Origin of the sequence: Thioalkalivibrio sp. ARh3 (assembly GCF_000377265.1) — a bacterium.
GTDB lineage: Bacteria > Pseudomonadota > Gammaproteobacteria > Ectothiorhodospirales > Ectothiorhodospiraceae > Thioalkalivibrio > Thioalkalivibrio thiocyanoxidans.
The window spans coordinates 220,033-235,054 of the sequence record NZ_KB897947.1 but is presented as its reverse complement, the minus strand read 5'-3'; the positions used below and the strand labels follow the sequence as shown (position 1 = coordinate 235,054).

The 15,022-nt window shown below is 66.7% G+C and carries 13 protein-coding genes and 1 tRNA gene; 7 read left to right on the top strand and 7 right to left on the bottom strand.

Annotated features, from left to right (window positions below):
- Positions 1–23 precede the first annotated feature (23 nt).
- On the top strand, positions 24–1,280 hold the full coding sequence (locus C995_RS0101095; protein ID WP_018863169.1) for an inorganic phosphate transporter: 1,257 nt from the start codon (positions 24–26) through the stop codon (positions 1,278–1,280).
- A gap of 101 nt (positions 1,281–1,381) precedes the next feature.
- Here C995_RS0101095 and moaA read toward each other — a convergent pair whose 3' ends face one another.
- Positions 1,382–2,386, bottom strand: coding sequence for a GTP 3',8-cyclase MoaA (gene moaA / locus C995_RS0101090; protein ID WP_018863168.1), 1,005 nt, complete (start codon positions 2,384–2,386; stop codon positions 1,382–1,384).
- 229 nt (positions 2,387–2,615) lie between these two features.
- On the opposite strand from moaA, the gene C995_RS0101085 reads away from it, so the two are divergent.
- From C995_RS0101085 to C995_RS0101075, 3 genes are all read left to right on the top strand, one after another.
- Positions 2,616–5,522 carry a molybdopterin oxidoreductase family protein gene (locus tag C995_RS0101085; RefSeq protein WP_018863167.1) on the top strand — a complete coding sequence of 969 codons (2,907 nt, stop codon included), beginning with the start codon at positions 2,616–2,618 and terminating at the stop codon, positions 5,520–5,522.
- A 67-nt stretch (positions 5,523–5,589) separates the two neighbouring features.
- A complete protein-coding gene (locus C995_RS0101080; RefSeq protein ID WP_018863166.1) occupies positions 5,590–6,285 on the top strand; it encodes a 4Fe-4S dicluster domain-containing protein in 696 nt (231 codons plus the stop codon).
- A gap of 25 nt (positions 6,286–6,310) precedes the next feature.
- Positions 6,311–7,360: a DmsC/YnfH family molybdoenzyme membrane anchor subunit gene (locus C995_RS0101075; RefSeq protein WP_018863165.1), complete on the top strand. Its 1,050-nt coding sequence runs from the start codon at positions 6,311–6,313 to the stop codon at positions 7,358–7,360.
- A gap of 132 nt (positions 7,361–7,492) precedes the next feature.
- On the opposite strand, the gene C995_RS14290 is transcribed toward C995_RS0101075, so the two are convergent.
- Together C995_RS14290 and C995_RS0101065 are read right to left on the bottom strand one after the other, a co-directional pair.
- A complete protein-coding gene (locus C995_RS14290; protein ID WP_018860922.1) occupies positions 7,493–7,630 on the bottom strand; it encodes a hypothetical protein in 138 nt (45 codons plus the stop codon).
- Positions 7,631–8,264: 634 nt separating this feature from the next.
- Positions 8,265–8,341 (bottom strand) — tRNA-Arg (locus tag C995_RS0101065).
- Positions 8,342–8,532: 191 nt separating this feature from the next.
- Here C995_RS0101065 and C995_RS0101060 point away from each other — a divergent pair.
- Positions 8,533–9,360, top strand: a complete 828-nt coding sequence (locus tag C995_RS0101060) for a c-type cytochrome (protein WP_018863164.1) — start codon at positions 8,533–8,535, stop codon at positions 9,358–9,360.
- 65 nt (positions 9,361–9,425) lie between these two features.
- On the opposite strand, the gene C995_RS0101055 is transcribed toward C995_RS0101060, so the two are convergent.
- The 3 genes from C995_RS0101055 to C995_RS0101045 are packed head-to-tail and all read right to left on the bottom strand — an operon-like array spanning position 9,426 to position 12,026.
- On the bottom strand, positions 9,426–10,931 hold the full coding sequence (locus C995_RS0101055; protein ID WP_018863163.1) for a YifB family Mg chelatase-like AAA ATPase: 1,506 nt from the start codon (positions 10,929–10,931) through the stop codon (positions 9,426–9,428).
- A gap of 60 nt (positions 10,932–10,991) precedes the next feature.
- The gene (locus C995_RS0101050) at positions 10,992–11,246 is read right to left on the bottom strand and encodes an accessory factor UbiK family protein (RefSeq protein WP_012981566.1); all 255 of its coding nucleotides are present in this window, start codon (positions 11,244–11,246) and stop codon (positions 10,992–10,994) included.
- Positions 11,247–11,303: 57 nt separating this feature from the next.
- On the bottom strand, positions 11,304–12,026 hold the full coding sequence (locus C995_RS0101045; protein ID WP_018863162.1) for a pteridine reductase: 723 nt from the start codon (positions 12,024–12,026) through the stop codon (positions 11,304–11,306).
- A 133-nt stretch (positions 12,027–12,159) separates the two neighbouring features.
- Between C995_RS0101045 and C995_RS0101040 the strand changes: the two genes are divergently transcribed.
- Together C995_RS0101040 and tsaD are read left to right on the top strand one after the other, a co-directional pair.
- On the top strand, positions 12,160–13,293 hold the full coding sequence (locus C995_RS0101040) for a class I SAM-dependent methyltransferase (protein ID WP_018863161.1): 1,134 nt from the start codon (positions 12,160–12,162) through the stop codon (positions 13,291–13,293).
- Between the two features lie 70 nt (positions 13,294–13,363).
- Positions 13,364–14,374 carry a tRNA (adenosine(37)-N6)-threonylcarbamoyltransferase complex transferase subunit TsaD gene (tsaD, locus tag C995_RS0101035; RefSeq protein ID WP_018863160.1) on the top strand — a complete coding sequence of 337 codons (1,011 nt, stop codon included), beginning with the start codon at positions 13,364–13,366 and terminating at the stop codon, positions 14,372–14,374.
- Between the two features lie 9 nt (positions 14,375–14,383).
- Here the strand turns inward: tsaD and plsY are convergent, their stop codons facing one another.
- Positions 14,384–15,010 (bottom strand): glycerol-3-phosphate 1-O-acyltransferase PlsY, encoded by a 627-nt coding sequence (plsY, locus tag C995_RS0101030; protein ID WP_018863159.1) that lies wholly within the window; start codon positions 15,008–15,010, stop codon positions 14,384–14,386.
- Positions 15,011–15,022: the final 12 nt, after the last annotated feature.

The following is a 15,022-nucleotide window of genomic DNA, read 5'->3' as shown; positions in this document are numbered from 1 at the left end:
CGCCACCAACGGACGCAGACCGCATGGAATACGGCACCCTGTTGCTCGGCCTTGCAGTCATCTTCGGGCTCTTCATGGCCTGGGGCATCGGCGCCAACGATGTCGCCAACGCAATGGGTACCTCGGTCGGCTCGCGGGCCCTCAATATTCGCCAGGCGGTCTTTGTGGCCGCGGTGTTCGTGTTTGCCGGGGCCTGGCTGGCCGGCGGCGAGGTCACGCAGACCATCCGCAGCGGGATGGTGGACTCGGCCTTGCTCGCGGACAGCCCCTCGCTTCTCGTCTACGGGATGCTCGCGGCACTGGCCGCGGCGGGCACCTGGCTATTGACCGCCTCCTATTTCGGCTGGCCCGTCTCCACCACGCACTCCATCATTGGCGCGATCATCGGGTTTGCGGTGGTGGGCCTCGGGTTCGAGGTGGTGCGCTGGGAGCGCGTCGGGACCATCGCGATCTCCTGGGTGCTGTCCCCGATGATCGGCGGGGTGATCGCCTTCGCGCTGTTTCGCAGCATCCAGCTGCTGATCCTGGATACCGTCGACCCGCTGAAAAACGCCAAGCGCTGGGCTCCGCTGTATATCTTCCTGACGGCCCTCGTGACCGCGCTGGTCACGATGTTCAAGGGCCTGACGCATGTCGGGCTGGACCTGACCAGCGGGCAGGCCTACGGCCTCGCCGTGCTGATCAGCCTGGCGGTGGTGGCGGCCGGGCTCTTCGCGATCCGGCGCCTGCGTTTCGAGGAGGCCTCCCCGCAGGCCCATGGCTCGCACTTCAGTGATGTCGAGAAGGTCTTCGGCGTGATGATGGTCGTTACCGGCTGCGCGATGGCCTTCGCGCTGGGCTCCAACGATGTCGCGAACGCGGTCGGGCCGCTGGCCGCGGTGGTGGACGTGATCCAGACTGGCGAGGTGGACCCGGAGACCGTGGTGCCGATGTGGGTCCTGCTGCTGGGCGGCTTCGGGATCGTGTTCGGGCTGTTCACCTATGGCCACAAGGTGATCGCGACGGTCGGCACCGGCATCACCCAGCTCACCCCGAGTCGCGGTTACGCGGCCACCGCGGCGGCGGCTGCGACCGTCGTACTGGCCTCCGGTACTGGCCTGCCAATCTCCACCACCCATACGCTGGTGGGGGCGATCCTGGGTGTCGGCATGGCGCGCGGGATCGCCGCGATCGACCTGCGCCTGGTGCGCATGATCTTCATGTCCTGGATCGTGACCCTGCCGGCCGGGGCGATCCTGGCCATCGTGTTCTTCTTCATTCTGCGCGGGTTGCTCGGCTAGTCAGCGTTTCCCCTGGCGGCGTCAGTGCCCGGCGCGGATGCCAAAAAAGAAAGGCCCGTCCAGCGAGACGGGCCTTTCTTTTGGGAAGCCTTGTGGCGGTGTCAGCCGCCGGTCATGGACATGAAGCGCATGACCTTCTCCGGACGTTCCGAGAACTCGTGGCGTTCCGGCTTCAGGTTGATCGCCTGGATCACCAGGTCTTCCAGTTCCGAGTCGCTGCAGCCTTCACGCAGGTAGGGGCGCAGGTTCAGGCTGTGGTCGTTGCCCAGGCAGGTGTAGATGGTGCCGTCCACCGACAGGCGCACGCGGTTGCAGGTGTCGCAGAAGTGCTGCGAGATCGGGGTGATGAAGCCGATGCGCACGTCGGTATCCGGGATCTGCATGTAGCGCGCCGGGCCGCCGCCGGGCATCACTCCGGGGACCAGGTTGTAGCGCTGCTCCAGGCGGGCGCGCACGTCCTGCAGGTTCACATAGTGCCCCTCTTTCGCCTCGCGGCCGGTGTCGCCCATCGGCATGGTCTCGATGAAGCGCAGGGTGAAGCCGTGCTCGATGCAGAAGTCGACCATGTCCTCGACCTCCGGCTCGTTGATCCCGCCCATCACCACCATGTTGATCTTGATCGGGTTCAGGCCGGCGGCCTTGGAGGCCATCAGGCCGTCCAGCACCTTCTCCAGCTTGCCGCCGGTGATCTCCTTGAAGACCTCGGGCTTGAGCGAGTCGAGGCTGACGTTGATGCGGGCGACCCCGGCATCCTTCAGTTCCTGGGCATGGCGCCCCATGCGCGTGGCATTGGTGGACAGCGAGATGTCGTCGATGCCGGGCAGGGCGTTCAGGCGTGCGGCCAGGTCCGGGAGGTTCTTGCGTACCAGCGGCTCGCCGCCGGTCAGGCGCACGCGGCGGGTGCCGAGGCGCCCGAAGGCCCCCATCACGCGCTCGATCTCCTCGAAGCTCAGCCAGTGCTCCGGCTCCTCGAAGTCACGAAAGCCCTTGGGCATGCAGTAGAAGCAGCGCAGGTCGCAGCGGTCGGTAACCGAGAGACGGACATATTCGATGCGGCGGCCGAAGGCGTCGACCAGGGCGTTCTCGTCCTTGAGGGCGTGTTGCATACGGTGTCCCGTCCTGCCGCTGGGGGCGATATGTTTCATGGTACACATCGTAGACCACTTTTCCGCGATTGCCACAACAAGGCCCCAAATTCGATGCGGCAATAAATAAATTCTCTCGCAGATTATTTCTGCTTATTCATAGATAAGAACTTTTCGTTGGCCAAAAGGCTTCTTTATGGCCAATATGCCCAGCGTGAATAAGCAAACCATAATCTATGGGGTCGCCTGAATGAGTGCCTTACCCGAGTTCGAGAACCACAGCGAGCAGGAGATCAAGTACACCACCTGCTACATGTGTGCCTGCCGCTGCGGCATCAAGGTTACGGTCCAGAACAACAAGGTCCGCTATATCCAGGGCAACCGGCACCACCCGATCAACAAGGGTGTGCTGTGTGCCAAGGGCAACGCCGGCATCATGAAGCAGCAGTCCCCGGCGCGCCTGCACCAGCCGATGCGCCGCAAGCCCGGCACCGAGCGTGGCGCCGGCGAGTTCGAGCCGATCTCCTGGGACGAGGCCCTGGACATGCTGTCCACGCGTCTGCAGAAGATCCGCGAGACTGACCCGCGCAAGCTGGCGTTCTTTACCGGCCGTGACCAGATGCAGGCCCTGACCGGTCTCTGGGCGACCCAGTTCGGTACCTACAATTGGGCGGCCCACGGCGGCTTCTGCTCGGTCAACATGGCCACCGGCGGTCTGTACACCACCGGTTTCGCGTTCTGGGAGTTCGGCGACCCCGACTGGGACCGCACCAAGTACCACATGCTCTGGGGCGTGGCGGAAGACCATGCCTCCAACCCGATCAAGATCGGGCTGGAGAAGCTCAAGCGCCGCGGCGGCAAGTTCGTTGCGATCAACCCGGTGCGCACCGGCTACCAGGCGATCGCCGACGAGTGGGTGGGCATCAAGCCCGGTACCGACGGCCTGTTCGCGCTGTCGATGCTGCACGTGCTGCTGAAGAACGATCAGTTCGACTGGGATTTCCTGGTGCGCTACACCAACGCCACCCAGCTGGTGGTGCAGACCCCGGGGCAGAAGGGTGATGGCCTGATCCTGCGTGACGAGGCCGGCAACCCGCTGGTCTGGGAACTGGAGCAGGAAGCGTTCGTCGACGGCACCCAGGTCGATATCAAGCCGGCGCTGTTCGGCGAGTACACCGCGCCCGACGGCCGCCCGGTCAAGACCGTGATGACGCTGCTGGCCGAGCGTTACCTGTCCGAGGAATACGCCCCGGAAAACACCGCCAAGATCACCGGCGTGCCGGCCGACCAGACCGAGCGCCTGGCGCTGGAGATGGCCCACGTCGCGTTCAAGGAGACGATCGAGCTCGACATCGAGTGGACCGACTCCTGGGGCCGCAAGCACGACAAGGTGTTCGGCCGTCCGGTGTCCATGCACGCGATGCGCGGCATCTCCGCGCACTCCAACGGCTTCCAGACCTGCCGCGCGATCCATCTGCTGCAGATCATGCTGGGCTCGGTGGACTGCCCTGGTGGTCACCTGGCCAAGCCGCCGTACCCCAAGCACGTCCCGCCGGGCATCAAGCCGGCCAAGGAATGCGCGCCGAACACCCCGCTGAAGAGCCCGCCGCTCGGCTTCCCGACCGCGCCGGAGGACCTGGTCATCGATGACGACGGCAACCCGTTGCGCATCGACAAGGCCTTCTCCTGGGATGCCCCGATCTCCAACCATGGCCTGATGCACATGGTGGTGACCAACGCGGTCAACGGCGATCCCTACCCGATCGACACGCTGATCTTCTTCATGGCGAACATGTCCTGGAACTCCTCGATGAATACCGCCGAGGTGATGGACATGCTGCGGGCGAAGGACGACAGCGGCGAGTACAAGATCCCGTTCCTGGTGGTCGCGGACGCCTTCCACTCGGAGACGGTCAACTTTGCCGATCTGGTGCTCCCGGATACGACCTATCTGGAGCGCTACGACACCATCTCCATGCTGGACCGCCCGATCTCCGAGCCGGCCGCGGCAGCGGACTCCATCCGCCACCCGATCCTCGAGGTCGATCGCGACGTGCGTCCTTGGCAGGAGGTCATGGTCGAGCTGGCCGGTCGCCTGAAGTTCCCAGCGTTCACCAACGACGACGGTAGCCGCAAGTTCGAGGACTACAAGGACTTCATCGTCAACTTCGAGAAGGAGCCGGGCATCGGCTTCCTGTCCGGCTACCGCGGCAAGGATGGCAAGAGCCACCTGCGTGGCGAGCCGAACCCGAAGCAGTGGGAGGCGTACATCGAGAACCAGGGGTTCTTCGTGCATCACCTGGCGCCGAACCAGCAGTTTTACCGCTTCGCGAACAAGGAGTACCTGGAGCTGGCCAAACACGCCGGCTGGGTGGGCAAGACCGATCCGATCACGATCGAGCTCTACTCCGAGACCCAGCAGCGCTTCAAGCTGGCCGGCCAGGGCCTGTATGACGGCCCGCAGCCGACCAAGCAGGAGCACAAGGATCGCCTGACCCAGTTCTTCGATCCGCTGCCGATCTGGCACAAGCCGCTGGAACAGACCCGTATCGACGAGGACGAGTACCCGTTCTACGCGGTCAACCAGCGCCCGATGTTCATGTACCACTCCTGGGATTCGCAGAACGCCTGGCTGCGCCAGATCTGCGCCCAGAACTACCTGTACATGAACCGCGGCAAGGCCGAGTCCATGGGCATCGAGGACCTGTCCTGGGTGTGGATGGAATCGCACAACGGCCGTGTCCGCGTGCAGGTCAAGCTGATCGAGGGCTGCGAGCCGAGCACCGTCTGGACCTGGAACGCGATCGGCAAGCAGAAGGGCGCCTGGGGCCTGAAGCCGGAGGCGAACGAGTCCAACAAGGGCTTCCTGATGAACCACCTGATCAGCGAGCTGCTGCCGAAGAAGGGCGATCCGGTGGACAACATCACCAACTCCGACCCGGTCACCGGCCAGGCCGCGTGGTACGACCTGAAGGTCAAGATCACCCCGGCCGATCCGGAAGAGGCCAGCACCTGGCCCGACTTCGACACGGTCAAGCCGGCCCCCGGCATGTCCGAGGCCCCGGACCAGCTGCGCTACGCCGCGCACAAGCCGGTGCACCTGAATCGTTCCATCCGTGACGTGCTGACCCGCGGTTCGCTGGACGAAGACCGCTAGGCATCACGGATCCGGGCCATGCCGCCGGCCCCGGCCGGCGGCCCGAGGAAATTTGAGGAGTAGTTGTATGCGACTTGGACTCGTAATCGACATGGACACCTGCGTGGGCTGCCACGCCTGTGCGGTGGCCTGCAAGCAGTGGAACACCAGTGGCACCACCGGTGCGCTGACCGACTATCGCCCGTACGGCGAGGATCCGAGCGGCGTCTGGTTCAACCGTGTGCGCCACTACGAGGTCGGGGACTACCCCAACAACAAGACCGTGAACATCCCGATGTCCTGCATGCACTGCCAGCATGCCGACTGCGTGAATGTCTGCCCGACCGGCGCCTCCTACAAGCGCCCGGAAGACGGCATCGTGCTGGTCGACCAGGACAAGTGCATGGGGTGCAACTACTGCGCCTGGGCCTGCCCCTACGGTGCCCGCGAGCTGGACCGCGAAGACGGCGTGATGAAGAAGTGCACGTTGTGCGTGGACCGCATCTACGACGAGGCCCTGCCGCCGGAAGAGCGCCAGCCGGCCTGCGTGATCACCTGCCCGGCCCATGCCCGGTTCTTCGGTGACTTCGACGACGACAACTCCGAGGTCAGCCGCCTGGTGCGCGAGCGCGGCGGCGTGAAGCAGATGCCGGAGCTGGGCTACAAGCCGGTCAACACCTATCTGCCCCCGCGTATCACCCGTCCCATCCCCATCGACGACGTGCGGGCCAACCGCGTGGTCAGCTCGGTGAAGGACTGGGTCAACAAGATGGTCGCGCGCTAGGCGCGGCCCGATCGGGAGAATTCATATGCATCCGGCATTTTCCGTCATCCTGTTTACCGTCATCTCCGGTGCGGGCTACGGCCTGTTCATCCTGCTGGCGGCTTTCCACCTCGCGGGCATCGGCCCGGCCATGAGCCACGGCGAGCTGCTGGCGCACGGCGTGGCGTCACTGGGCCTGATCACCCTGGGCCTGGTCTTCTCGACGGGCCACCTGGCGAACAAGAAAAACGCCTGGCGGTCGTTCATGCGCTTCAAGACCTCCTGGCTGTCGCGCGAGGCCGTGTTCGCAGTGCTGTTCTATCCCTTCGCCGGGATCTACGGCCTGGGCGTCCTGCTGCAGGGCGCGGCCATTGGGCCGCTGCCGGCGCTGGCCGGCGTGATCGCCGCCGTGCTGGCGGTGATCACCCTGTTCTCCACCGGCATGATCTACGGCTGTCTGAAGACCATCCGCCAGTGGAACACCGCGCTGACCCCGGCCAACTACATCATGTTGGGCATCGCGACCGGTGCCACGCTGTTCGCGGCCATTGCCACCGTGTTCGGCAATGCCACGACGCTGCACGCGGGTGTCGCGATGGTCGCGCTGGTCGCCGCCGCCGTGCTCAAGGGGATCTACTATTTCTGGATCTCGCGCGTGAACGGCCCGACGATCAATACCGCGACGACCTTCAACCGGGCGACCGTGCGTCTGTTGGATACCGGCCACACCGCCGGCACCTTCCTGACCGACGAGTTTGGCTACGACCCGCGCAAGGACACCATCGACAACGTGAAGATGGGTGTATTCCTGCTCGGTTTTGTGGCCCCGGTCCTGGTGTTCGCGTCGATCCTGTCGGGTGCCCCGGCGGGCATCGCCTGGCTGGCGGCGGTCTCGAGCCTGATTGGCATCGGCATGGAACGCTGGCTGTTTTTCGCCGAGGCCAAGCACGTCGTGCGCCTGTACCACGGTGCTCAGACCTGCACCAACTCCCTGGCCGAGCCCGCTCGTGGCCGAGCCGCGGTTGCGCCGGCCACCGACCCGACCGACGCCCGTCGCTGGGAGCTTGGGGATACCCCCGGGGGATCCGGCTCGTAATGCCGACCAGCTACCCGCGGTTGTCCGGCATATTGCCGGTGAATCGCCGGGAGGCTGGGAAACGAACACGCAACCAGAAACGGGCCAGAATCCTGGCCCGTTTCTTTATGGTGTACAGCAAACTCGGCTTTGTTACTTCGTCTTGTCGTCCTGTTCGTGCATGCCGTGCAGGATGAAGTATCCGACGTAGACGAAGAACGCCACGATGCCCACGAGGGTCAGGATCGTCAGGATCCCGATGGGTGATTGAAACATGATTTCCGTCAGCATCACGCTCTCCCGATTTCAATGGTCACCCTCAAGCTAGCGCCACTGCCGGGGCCTCGATTTGATCTGGATCAAGGGATTGGCGGCATTTGCGGTTCAGGATGTTGGTGCGCCTGGCTGGTGGAGCGAGAGCCTGTTGGGAAGCACAACGATATTGCGCCCGAGAGGGTGAGCCGGGGTTTCGCGAAGCACGGCTTCGCACCGGCGAACGCCCCGAGGCTATCGCCGAGGAGTGAGTTGCGATGTCGTGTCGCTGTGCAGGCCTTGATTCGCTGGGGGCGCGGCGTTGGGCTCGGGGGTGTTCAGGCGTCGCGCCCGAGAGGATGGCTGCGCGACCTTTGGTCGCTTGGTCCTGCGGACTGGCACCGCCTGCGGCGGCGCCGCGCGTCGGCCCGCTGCGCGGGCCTCGGCTCGAACGGAGGCATGGGGCTGGCTTCCTGGGTGTTCGTGCTTCGCGCCCGAGAGGATGGCTTCGCCGCCTGTGGCGGCTCGGTCCTTCGGACCGGTGCAGCCATTGGCTGCACCGCGATGTCGGCCCGCTTCGCGGCCCTCGATTCGAACGGAGGTTCTCATCGGGCCCTCGGGGCACACCCCCATTAAGAAGAAGGGCCCGCTAAGGGGCCCTTCTTCTTAATGATGGCGCGCCCGAGAGGATTCGAACCTCTGACCTCTGCCTCCGGAGGGCAGCGCTCTATCCAGCTGAGCTACGGGCGCAAGACGGCTAATGATACGGGGCGCCGAATGGGTCCGTCCAGCGCATTTTTTGACCGCCCTGCTGGGTTTGTGGTCTCGAGCGGGACGATGCCCTATACTCGGCGCCCGATTTGCGCGCCTGGCGCGTGGGAAGACTTGGGCTAGGAACCATTACGGCCGCGCGCGGCCCGCACTTTTCGGAGGGAGAGCAAGTGGCGAATCAACCGATCAAGATGGACACCGGTAACAAGGTGTTGATGTTCATCTCGTCCGTGGCGCTGCTCGCCACTGTGATCTACCTGTTGATCCAGTTGGCGAACTTCATGGGAGGGCTCCAGCTGGGCGAGCCCGGCGAGGCCGAGCTCGAACGCATCGCCGAGCGCATCCAGCCGATTGGTCGCGTGGCCTACGGTCCGGTGGACGTCGAGGAGGAGGCCGCTGACCTGAGCCCGGGCGATATCTACAGCAACGTCTGCGCGGCCTGTCACGATACCGGAGCCTCCGACGCCCCGCTCAAGGACGATTCCGACGCCTGGGCCGCCCGTCTCGACGAGCGCAGCCTGGACGAGGTGTTCGACAATGCCATCGGCGGCATGGGCGCGATGCCCCCGCGCGGTGGCGATGCCAGCCTGAGTGACGAGGACGTCAAGCTGGTGGTCGCCTACATGCTGGATGAAGCGGGCATTGATCATGGCTGGGAGGCGGAAGACGCCAATGGCGAGGAAAACGGCAACGACGAAGTCGCGGCTGAGGATGACGATGACCTGCTGGCGGCTATCCCGCTTGACGACGGCGATGTGAGCCGTGGCGAGTCCCTGTACAGCACCTGCATCGCTTGCCATGGTGCCCAGGGTCAGGGTTCCCCCGCGTTCCCGAAGATTGCCGGCCAGACCGCCGAGTACACCGCCGACAAGCTCGCGCGCTATCGTGCCGGCGAGACCGTGGGTGACCGCACGGCCCTGATGGCGCCGAATGCGGCCCGCCTGTCGGACCAGGACATTGCCGACCTGGCGGTGTACGTCGCGACCTTCGACGACTGATCGAGTTTGATGTGATCTCAAGGCCCGCACCGGCAATTGCCGTGCGGGCCTTTTCTTTGCCTGGTTTACTGGGTACGCCAGTGATCCAGCGCGCGATAGCTTAGCGCCTCGGTCAGGTGCGCGGTCGTGATCGGGTCGCTGGATTCGAGGTCGGCGATCGTTCGTGCGAGCCGCAGGATGCGGTGGTAGGCGCGCGCCGACAGACGAAAGCGCTCGGCCGCCCGGTCCAGTAGTGCGCGATCGTCCGGTTCGAGGGTGGCGTGCTGATCCAGCGCCTGGCCCGCCAGTTCGCGATTGAGTGACCCCTGGCGTTGCCGCTGGCGCTCATGAGCCAGGGCGACTCGCTGCGCGACAGTGTTGGAGTCCTCGCCAGGTGCGCTGTGCGTGACCAGTTCGCGGGGCGGGATGCGCGGGACCTCGATCGCCAGGTCGATACGGTCCAGCAGTGGGGCGGACAGGCGCCGCCGGTGGCGCGCCATCTGTTCCGGCGAGCACTGGCAGCGCGCCCCGAGGTCGCAGTCGAAGCCCTGCGGGCAGGGGTTCATCGCGGCCACCAGCTGGAACCGCGCGGGAAACTCGGCCTGCCGGGCGGCCCTGGCGATATGGATGGTCCCGGTCTCGAGCGGTTCGCGCAGGACATCCAGCACGCTGCGCTGGAACTCGGTTAGCTCGTCCAGAAACAGCACGCCGTGATGGGCCAGCGAGATCTCGCCCGGGCGCGGCGTGGAGCCGCCGCCGACCAGCGCGACCCCCGACGCCGTGTGGTGGGGCGAGCGGAACGGCCGGGCGCGCCAGTCGCGTTGCAGGTGGCCGGTGTCGCGCAGGCTGTGGATCGCGGCGGTCTCCAGCGCCTCCGCCTCGGACATCGGTGGCAGGATGCCTGGTATGCGCGCGGCCAGCATCGACTTGCCGCTGCCGGGCGGGCCGACCATCAGCAGGTGGTGGCCGCCGGCGGCCGCGATCTCGAGCGCGCGACGTGCCTGGTGCTGTCCGCGCACGTCGGCCAAGTCGGGGTAACGATCCGGTTCCGCTTCGACGGGGCGGCCCTCGTCCAGCTCGCCCTGGCCCTGCAGCCCGGCGCAGACCGCGATCAGGTGGCCGGCCGTGCGCACCCGCGCGGCGCTGGCCAGACCCGCCTCGGCCCCGTCCTCGGGGTTCACGATCAGCTCGCGCGCGTCAACGGCGGCCGCGAGTGCGGCGGCCAGCGTGCCGCCGACCGGCCGCAGGGTCCCGTCCAGTCCCAGTTCGCCCAGAAACTCGCGCCCCTCGAGGGCGCTGCCCGGGATCTGCTGGCTGGCGGCCAGGATGCCCAGCGCGATGCCGAGGTCGAAACGCCCGCCATCCTTCGGCAGGTCGGCCGGGGCCAGGTTGACCGTGATGCGGCGGCGGGGAAAGTCGAAGCCGCTGGTCTGGATGGCCGCTCGCACGCGGTCACGGCTCTCGCGCACGGCCGCCTCCGGCAGGCCGACAATCTGGAACGACGGCAGGCCGTTGGCCAGGTGGGTCTCGATGGTGACCAGCGGTGCCTGGATGCCGGCGACCGCACGGGCATGGCTGATGGCAATGGGCATCCTTGCCCTCCCTGTTTGCGGGTCCGGGCCTCCATGCCCGGCGGTTCTATCGGGGGTGTGCTACTCCGCGGTCTTGCGCTCGGCCTCGAGTGCCTCCACGCGGGCTTCCAGCTCGGCCAGGCGTTCGCGGGTGCGCTCCAGCAGCGCGACCTGGACGTCGAAGTCCTCGCGGGTGACCAGATCCATGCGCTCGAAGCCGTGCTGCAGCGACGAGCGGACCTGACGCTGGACATCCTCCTGCATGTGGCGCACGGATTCCGGCAGGCTCTCGGTGATCCGGCGCGCGAGATCGTCAAAGCGCTTGGGGTCGATCATGGGCCGTTCTCTTCTCTTGATTCGGGATGTACTCAGTGTAGCGCGTCGCGCGGATCGTTACTGCGAGGCGGAGCGTCCGCCATCCACCGGGATCACCTGCCCGGTGATGTAGGGCGCATCCAGCAGCAGAAAGCGCACCGTGCGCGCGATATCGTCGGGGTGGCCCTCGCGCTTGAGCGCGGTGCGCTCGACCATCGCCTCGTGCGTGCCGGCGTTGGCCGGATCCTCGGGTGAGAGGATCGCGCCGGGTGCGACACCGTTCACGCGCACGTCCGGGCCCAGCTCGCGGGCATAGGCCTGGGTCAGGGCCCAGAGCCCCGCCTTTGCCGCGGAATACACGGGGTAGCCCTTCAGCGGGCGCAGGGCATGGATATCCACAATGTTGACCACCGCGCCCCGGGTGCGCACGAGCGCCGGGGCGCAGGCCTGGGTCAGAAACGTGGGGGCCTTCAGGTTGGAGCCGACCAGGTCGTCCCATGCCTGCGTATCGATCTCGCCGACCGGGGTCGCGTAGAAGGTCGAGGCGTTGTTGACCAGGTAATCCAGGCGTCCCCAGGCCTCTTCGGCCTCGCGCGCCAGGCGCTGGATGTCGTTCGGGTCCAGCAGGTCCGCCTGCAGGATGCGCGCGCTGTCCTCGCGCCGGGCATTCAGCGAGTCGGCCAGGGCGGCAGCGTCTTCGCGCGATCCGCGATAGTGGATCAGCACGCGCAGACCCTCGTCGTGCAGCCAGCGCACGATGGTCGCGCCGACGCGGCGCGCGGATCCGGTGACCAGTACCACCCCTGCGTCCTGTGGTGCTCCCTGTGTGTGTTCCGTCACGTCATGCCTCGCCTTGGTACCATTTGTCGCCATGCTGCCGCCGAAACCTAGCACAACCACGCCGGATGACCCGGCCGCCGCCATCGCGCGGCAGATGTACGACTCCCTGCAACAGAGTATCGCCGAGCACGGCGGGTTCCTCCCGTTTGTCGATTACATGCACCAGGCGCTGTACGCGCCGGGGCTCGGCTATTACGTGAACGGGGCGCGCAAGCTGGGCGCGGGCGGGGATTTCGTGACTGCGCCGGAGCTGTCCTCGCTGTTCGGCGAGACCCTGGCCAGCTGGCTGGCCCCGCTGCTGCGCGACGAGCTGGCGGGGGCTGGGCAGCTGCTGGAGTTTGGCGCGGGCAGCGGGCGGCTGGCCGGCGATGTGCTCGTGACACTGCGCGAGCTGGGTGTGGGCTGGCAGTGCTTCAAGATCATCGAGGTCAGCCCGGACCTGCGGGCCATGCAGCAGGAGCACCTGGCCGAACGCCTGGAGCCGGAGGAGTACGCCCGGGTGGAATGGCTCGATGCCCTGCCCGAGGAGCCAATCCGGGGTGTGGTACTGGCGAACGAGGTGCTCGACGCGCTGCCGGTGGAGCTCTTTCGCTGGCGCGAGGGCCAGCCCTGGCAGATGGGTGTCACCGTGGATGGCGACGGTGCCCTTGTGCTGGCGGAACAGCCGGCTGCGGAACCGCTGGCGGAGGTCGTGCGCGAGCTGCAGGCGGCACATGGCCCCTGGCCCGACGGGTATACCTCCGAGTGGCGCCCGGCGCAGGCGGCCTGGATTGCGAGCGTGGCGTCCTGCCTGGAACAGGGTGTCGCGCTGCTGGTTGACTACGGTTTTCCGCGGGCGGCGTATTACGCCCCGGAGCGCCACCAGGGCACGCTGGTCGGCTATTACCGTCAGCAGATGATGCTGGACCCCCTGGCGCAGCCCGGGCTGATGGATCTGACGGCCAGCGTCGATTTCACTGCGGTGGCCGAGGCCGCGGACGCGGCGGGGCTCGATGTGCTCGGCTATGCGGCGCAGGGCGAGTTCCTGCTGGGTGCGGGCCTGGCACAGCGCTTCGAGGCGCGCGTCGGCAGTGGCGAGGATGCCCGCAAGACCATGCAGGCCGCCCAGGCCGTGCGCATGCTGACCCTGCCTGGAGAGATGGGCGAGCGCTTTCAGGTGATGACCCTCGGGCGCCGTAGTGCCGCGCTCGACTTCTCCGCGATTCCCGATCGGCGCGGCCGCCTGTGAAGGGCTCGCAATTCCGTCCGGTTCGCCCGGAATCCTTCCCCGTACCCGTGCCCCGAGGCATGCTGCGCTTATGAAAGTCCTGGGTATCGAGACCTCCTGCGACGAGACGGGCGTGGCGCTGATCGATGATCAGCGCGGTCTGCTTGCGCACCGGCTGTACAGCCAGACTGACCTGCACGCGGTCTACGGCGGCGTGGTGCCGGAACTCGCTTCGCGCGATCACATCCGGCGCCTGCTGCCACTGCTGCGGGCGGTGCTGGACGAGGCGGGCGTGAAGGGGCCCGAGCTGGATGCAATCGCCTATACCGGCGGGCCGGGACTGCTCGGGGCCCTGCTGACGGGGGCCTCGGTCGCACGCTCGCTCGCCTGGGGCTGGGGCGTGCCGGTGATGCCGGTGCACCACCTCGAAGGCCATTTGCTCGCCCCGTTCCTGGAAGACGCCGGACTCGATTTCCCGTTCCTGGTGCTGCTGGTCTCGGGTGGGCACACGCAGCTGATCCATGCCCGGTCTCTGGGCGACTACGAACTGCTGGGCGAGAGCATCGACGACGCCGCCGGCGAGGCCTTCGACAAGACCGCCAAGCTCCTGGGGCTGGGTTATCCCGGCGGCCCTGCCCTGTCGCGCCTGGCCGAGCAGGGGGCGAGCGATGCCCTGCGCCTGCCGCGCCCGATGCTCGACCGGCCGGGGCTGGACATGAGCTTTTCCGGCCTGAAGACGGCCGTGCTGACCGCGCTGAACAAGCAGGAATACCGCCCGCAGGATGTCGCGCGCGCGTTCGAGGAGGCGGTCAGCGAGACCCTGGTGGAGAAGACCCGCCGGGCATTGGAGCAGAGCCAGGCCCCGGCGCTGGTGGTCGCCGGCGGGGTGGCCGCGAATACCCGGCTGCGCGCCGGGCTGCAGGCGATGTCCGCGCAGCAGGGCGTGCCGGTGTATTTCCCGCGGATCGAGTTCTGCACGGACAACGGCGCGATGATCGCGCTCGCCGGGCTGCGCCGCCTGCAGGCGGGCTGGGCGCCCGACGATCAGGCCCCGGCGATCACGGCGCGTGCCCGCTGGCCGCTGGCGGAACTCTCCGCCTGAGGCAAAAGGCTAGTCTCGCGGCGGTTCTTCCGCCTCGGCCTCGTCCTTCTTGTAGCCGATCTTGCCTTCCTCGCCGCGCATCAGGCGACGGATGTTGCTGTCGTGGCGGATGAACAGCACCACCGCCATGGCCGCCACGATCAGTGCGACCCAGAAATCCGGCTCGAGGAATACGAAATAGACGGGCGCCAGGGCTGCAGCCACCAGGGCCGACAGGGAGGAGTAGCGCCAGATCGCGGCGACCACGAGCCAGGTCAGCAGCGTGAGCCCGCCGACCAGCGGGTTGAGTGCCAGCAGCACGCCCAGCGCGGTGGCCACGCCCTTGCCGCCGCGAAAGCCGTAGTACACGGGGAACACGTGTCCGAGGAAGGCGGCCAGGCCGATCAGGCCGAGCGCCCAGGTCGGAAAGATGCCGAGCTGGGCGGCGATGAACACCGGCAACCAGCCCTTGCCGACATCCCCGATCAACGTGATGATGGCCGCCTTCTTGCCGCCGTAGCGCAGTACGTTGGTCGCACCGGGGTTGCCCGAGCCCGTCTGGCGCGGGTCCGGCAGCCGCAGCAACTTGCTCACGACGATGGCCGTGGAAAGCGATCCCAGCAGATACGCGATGACAATGCCCAGTACGATGTCCATGCAAACTCGACC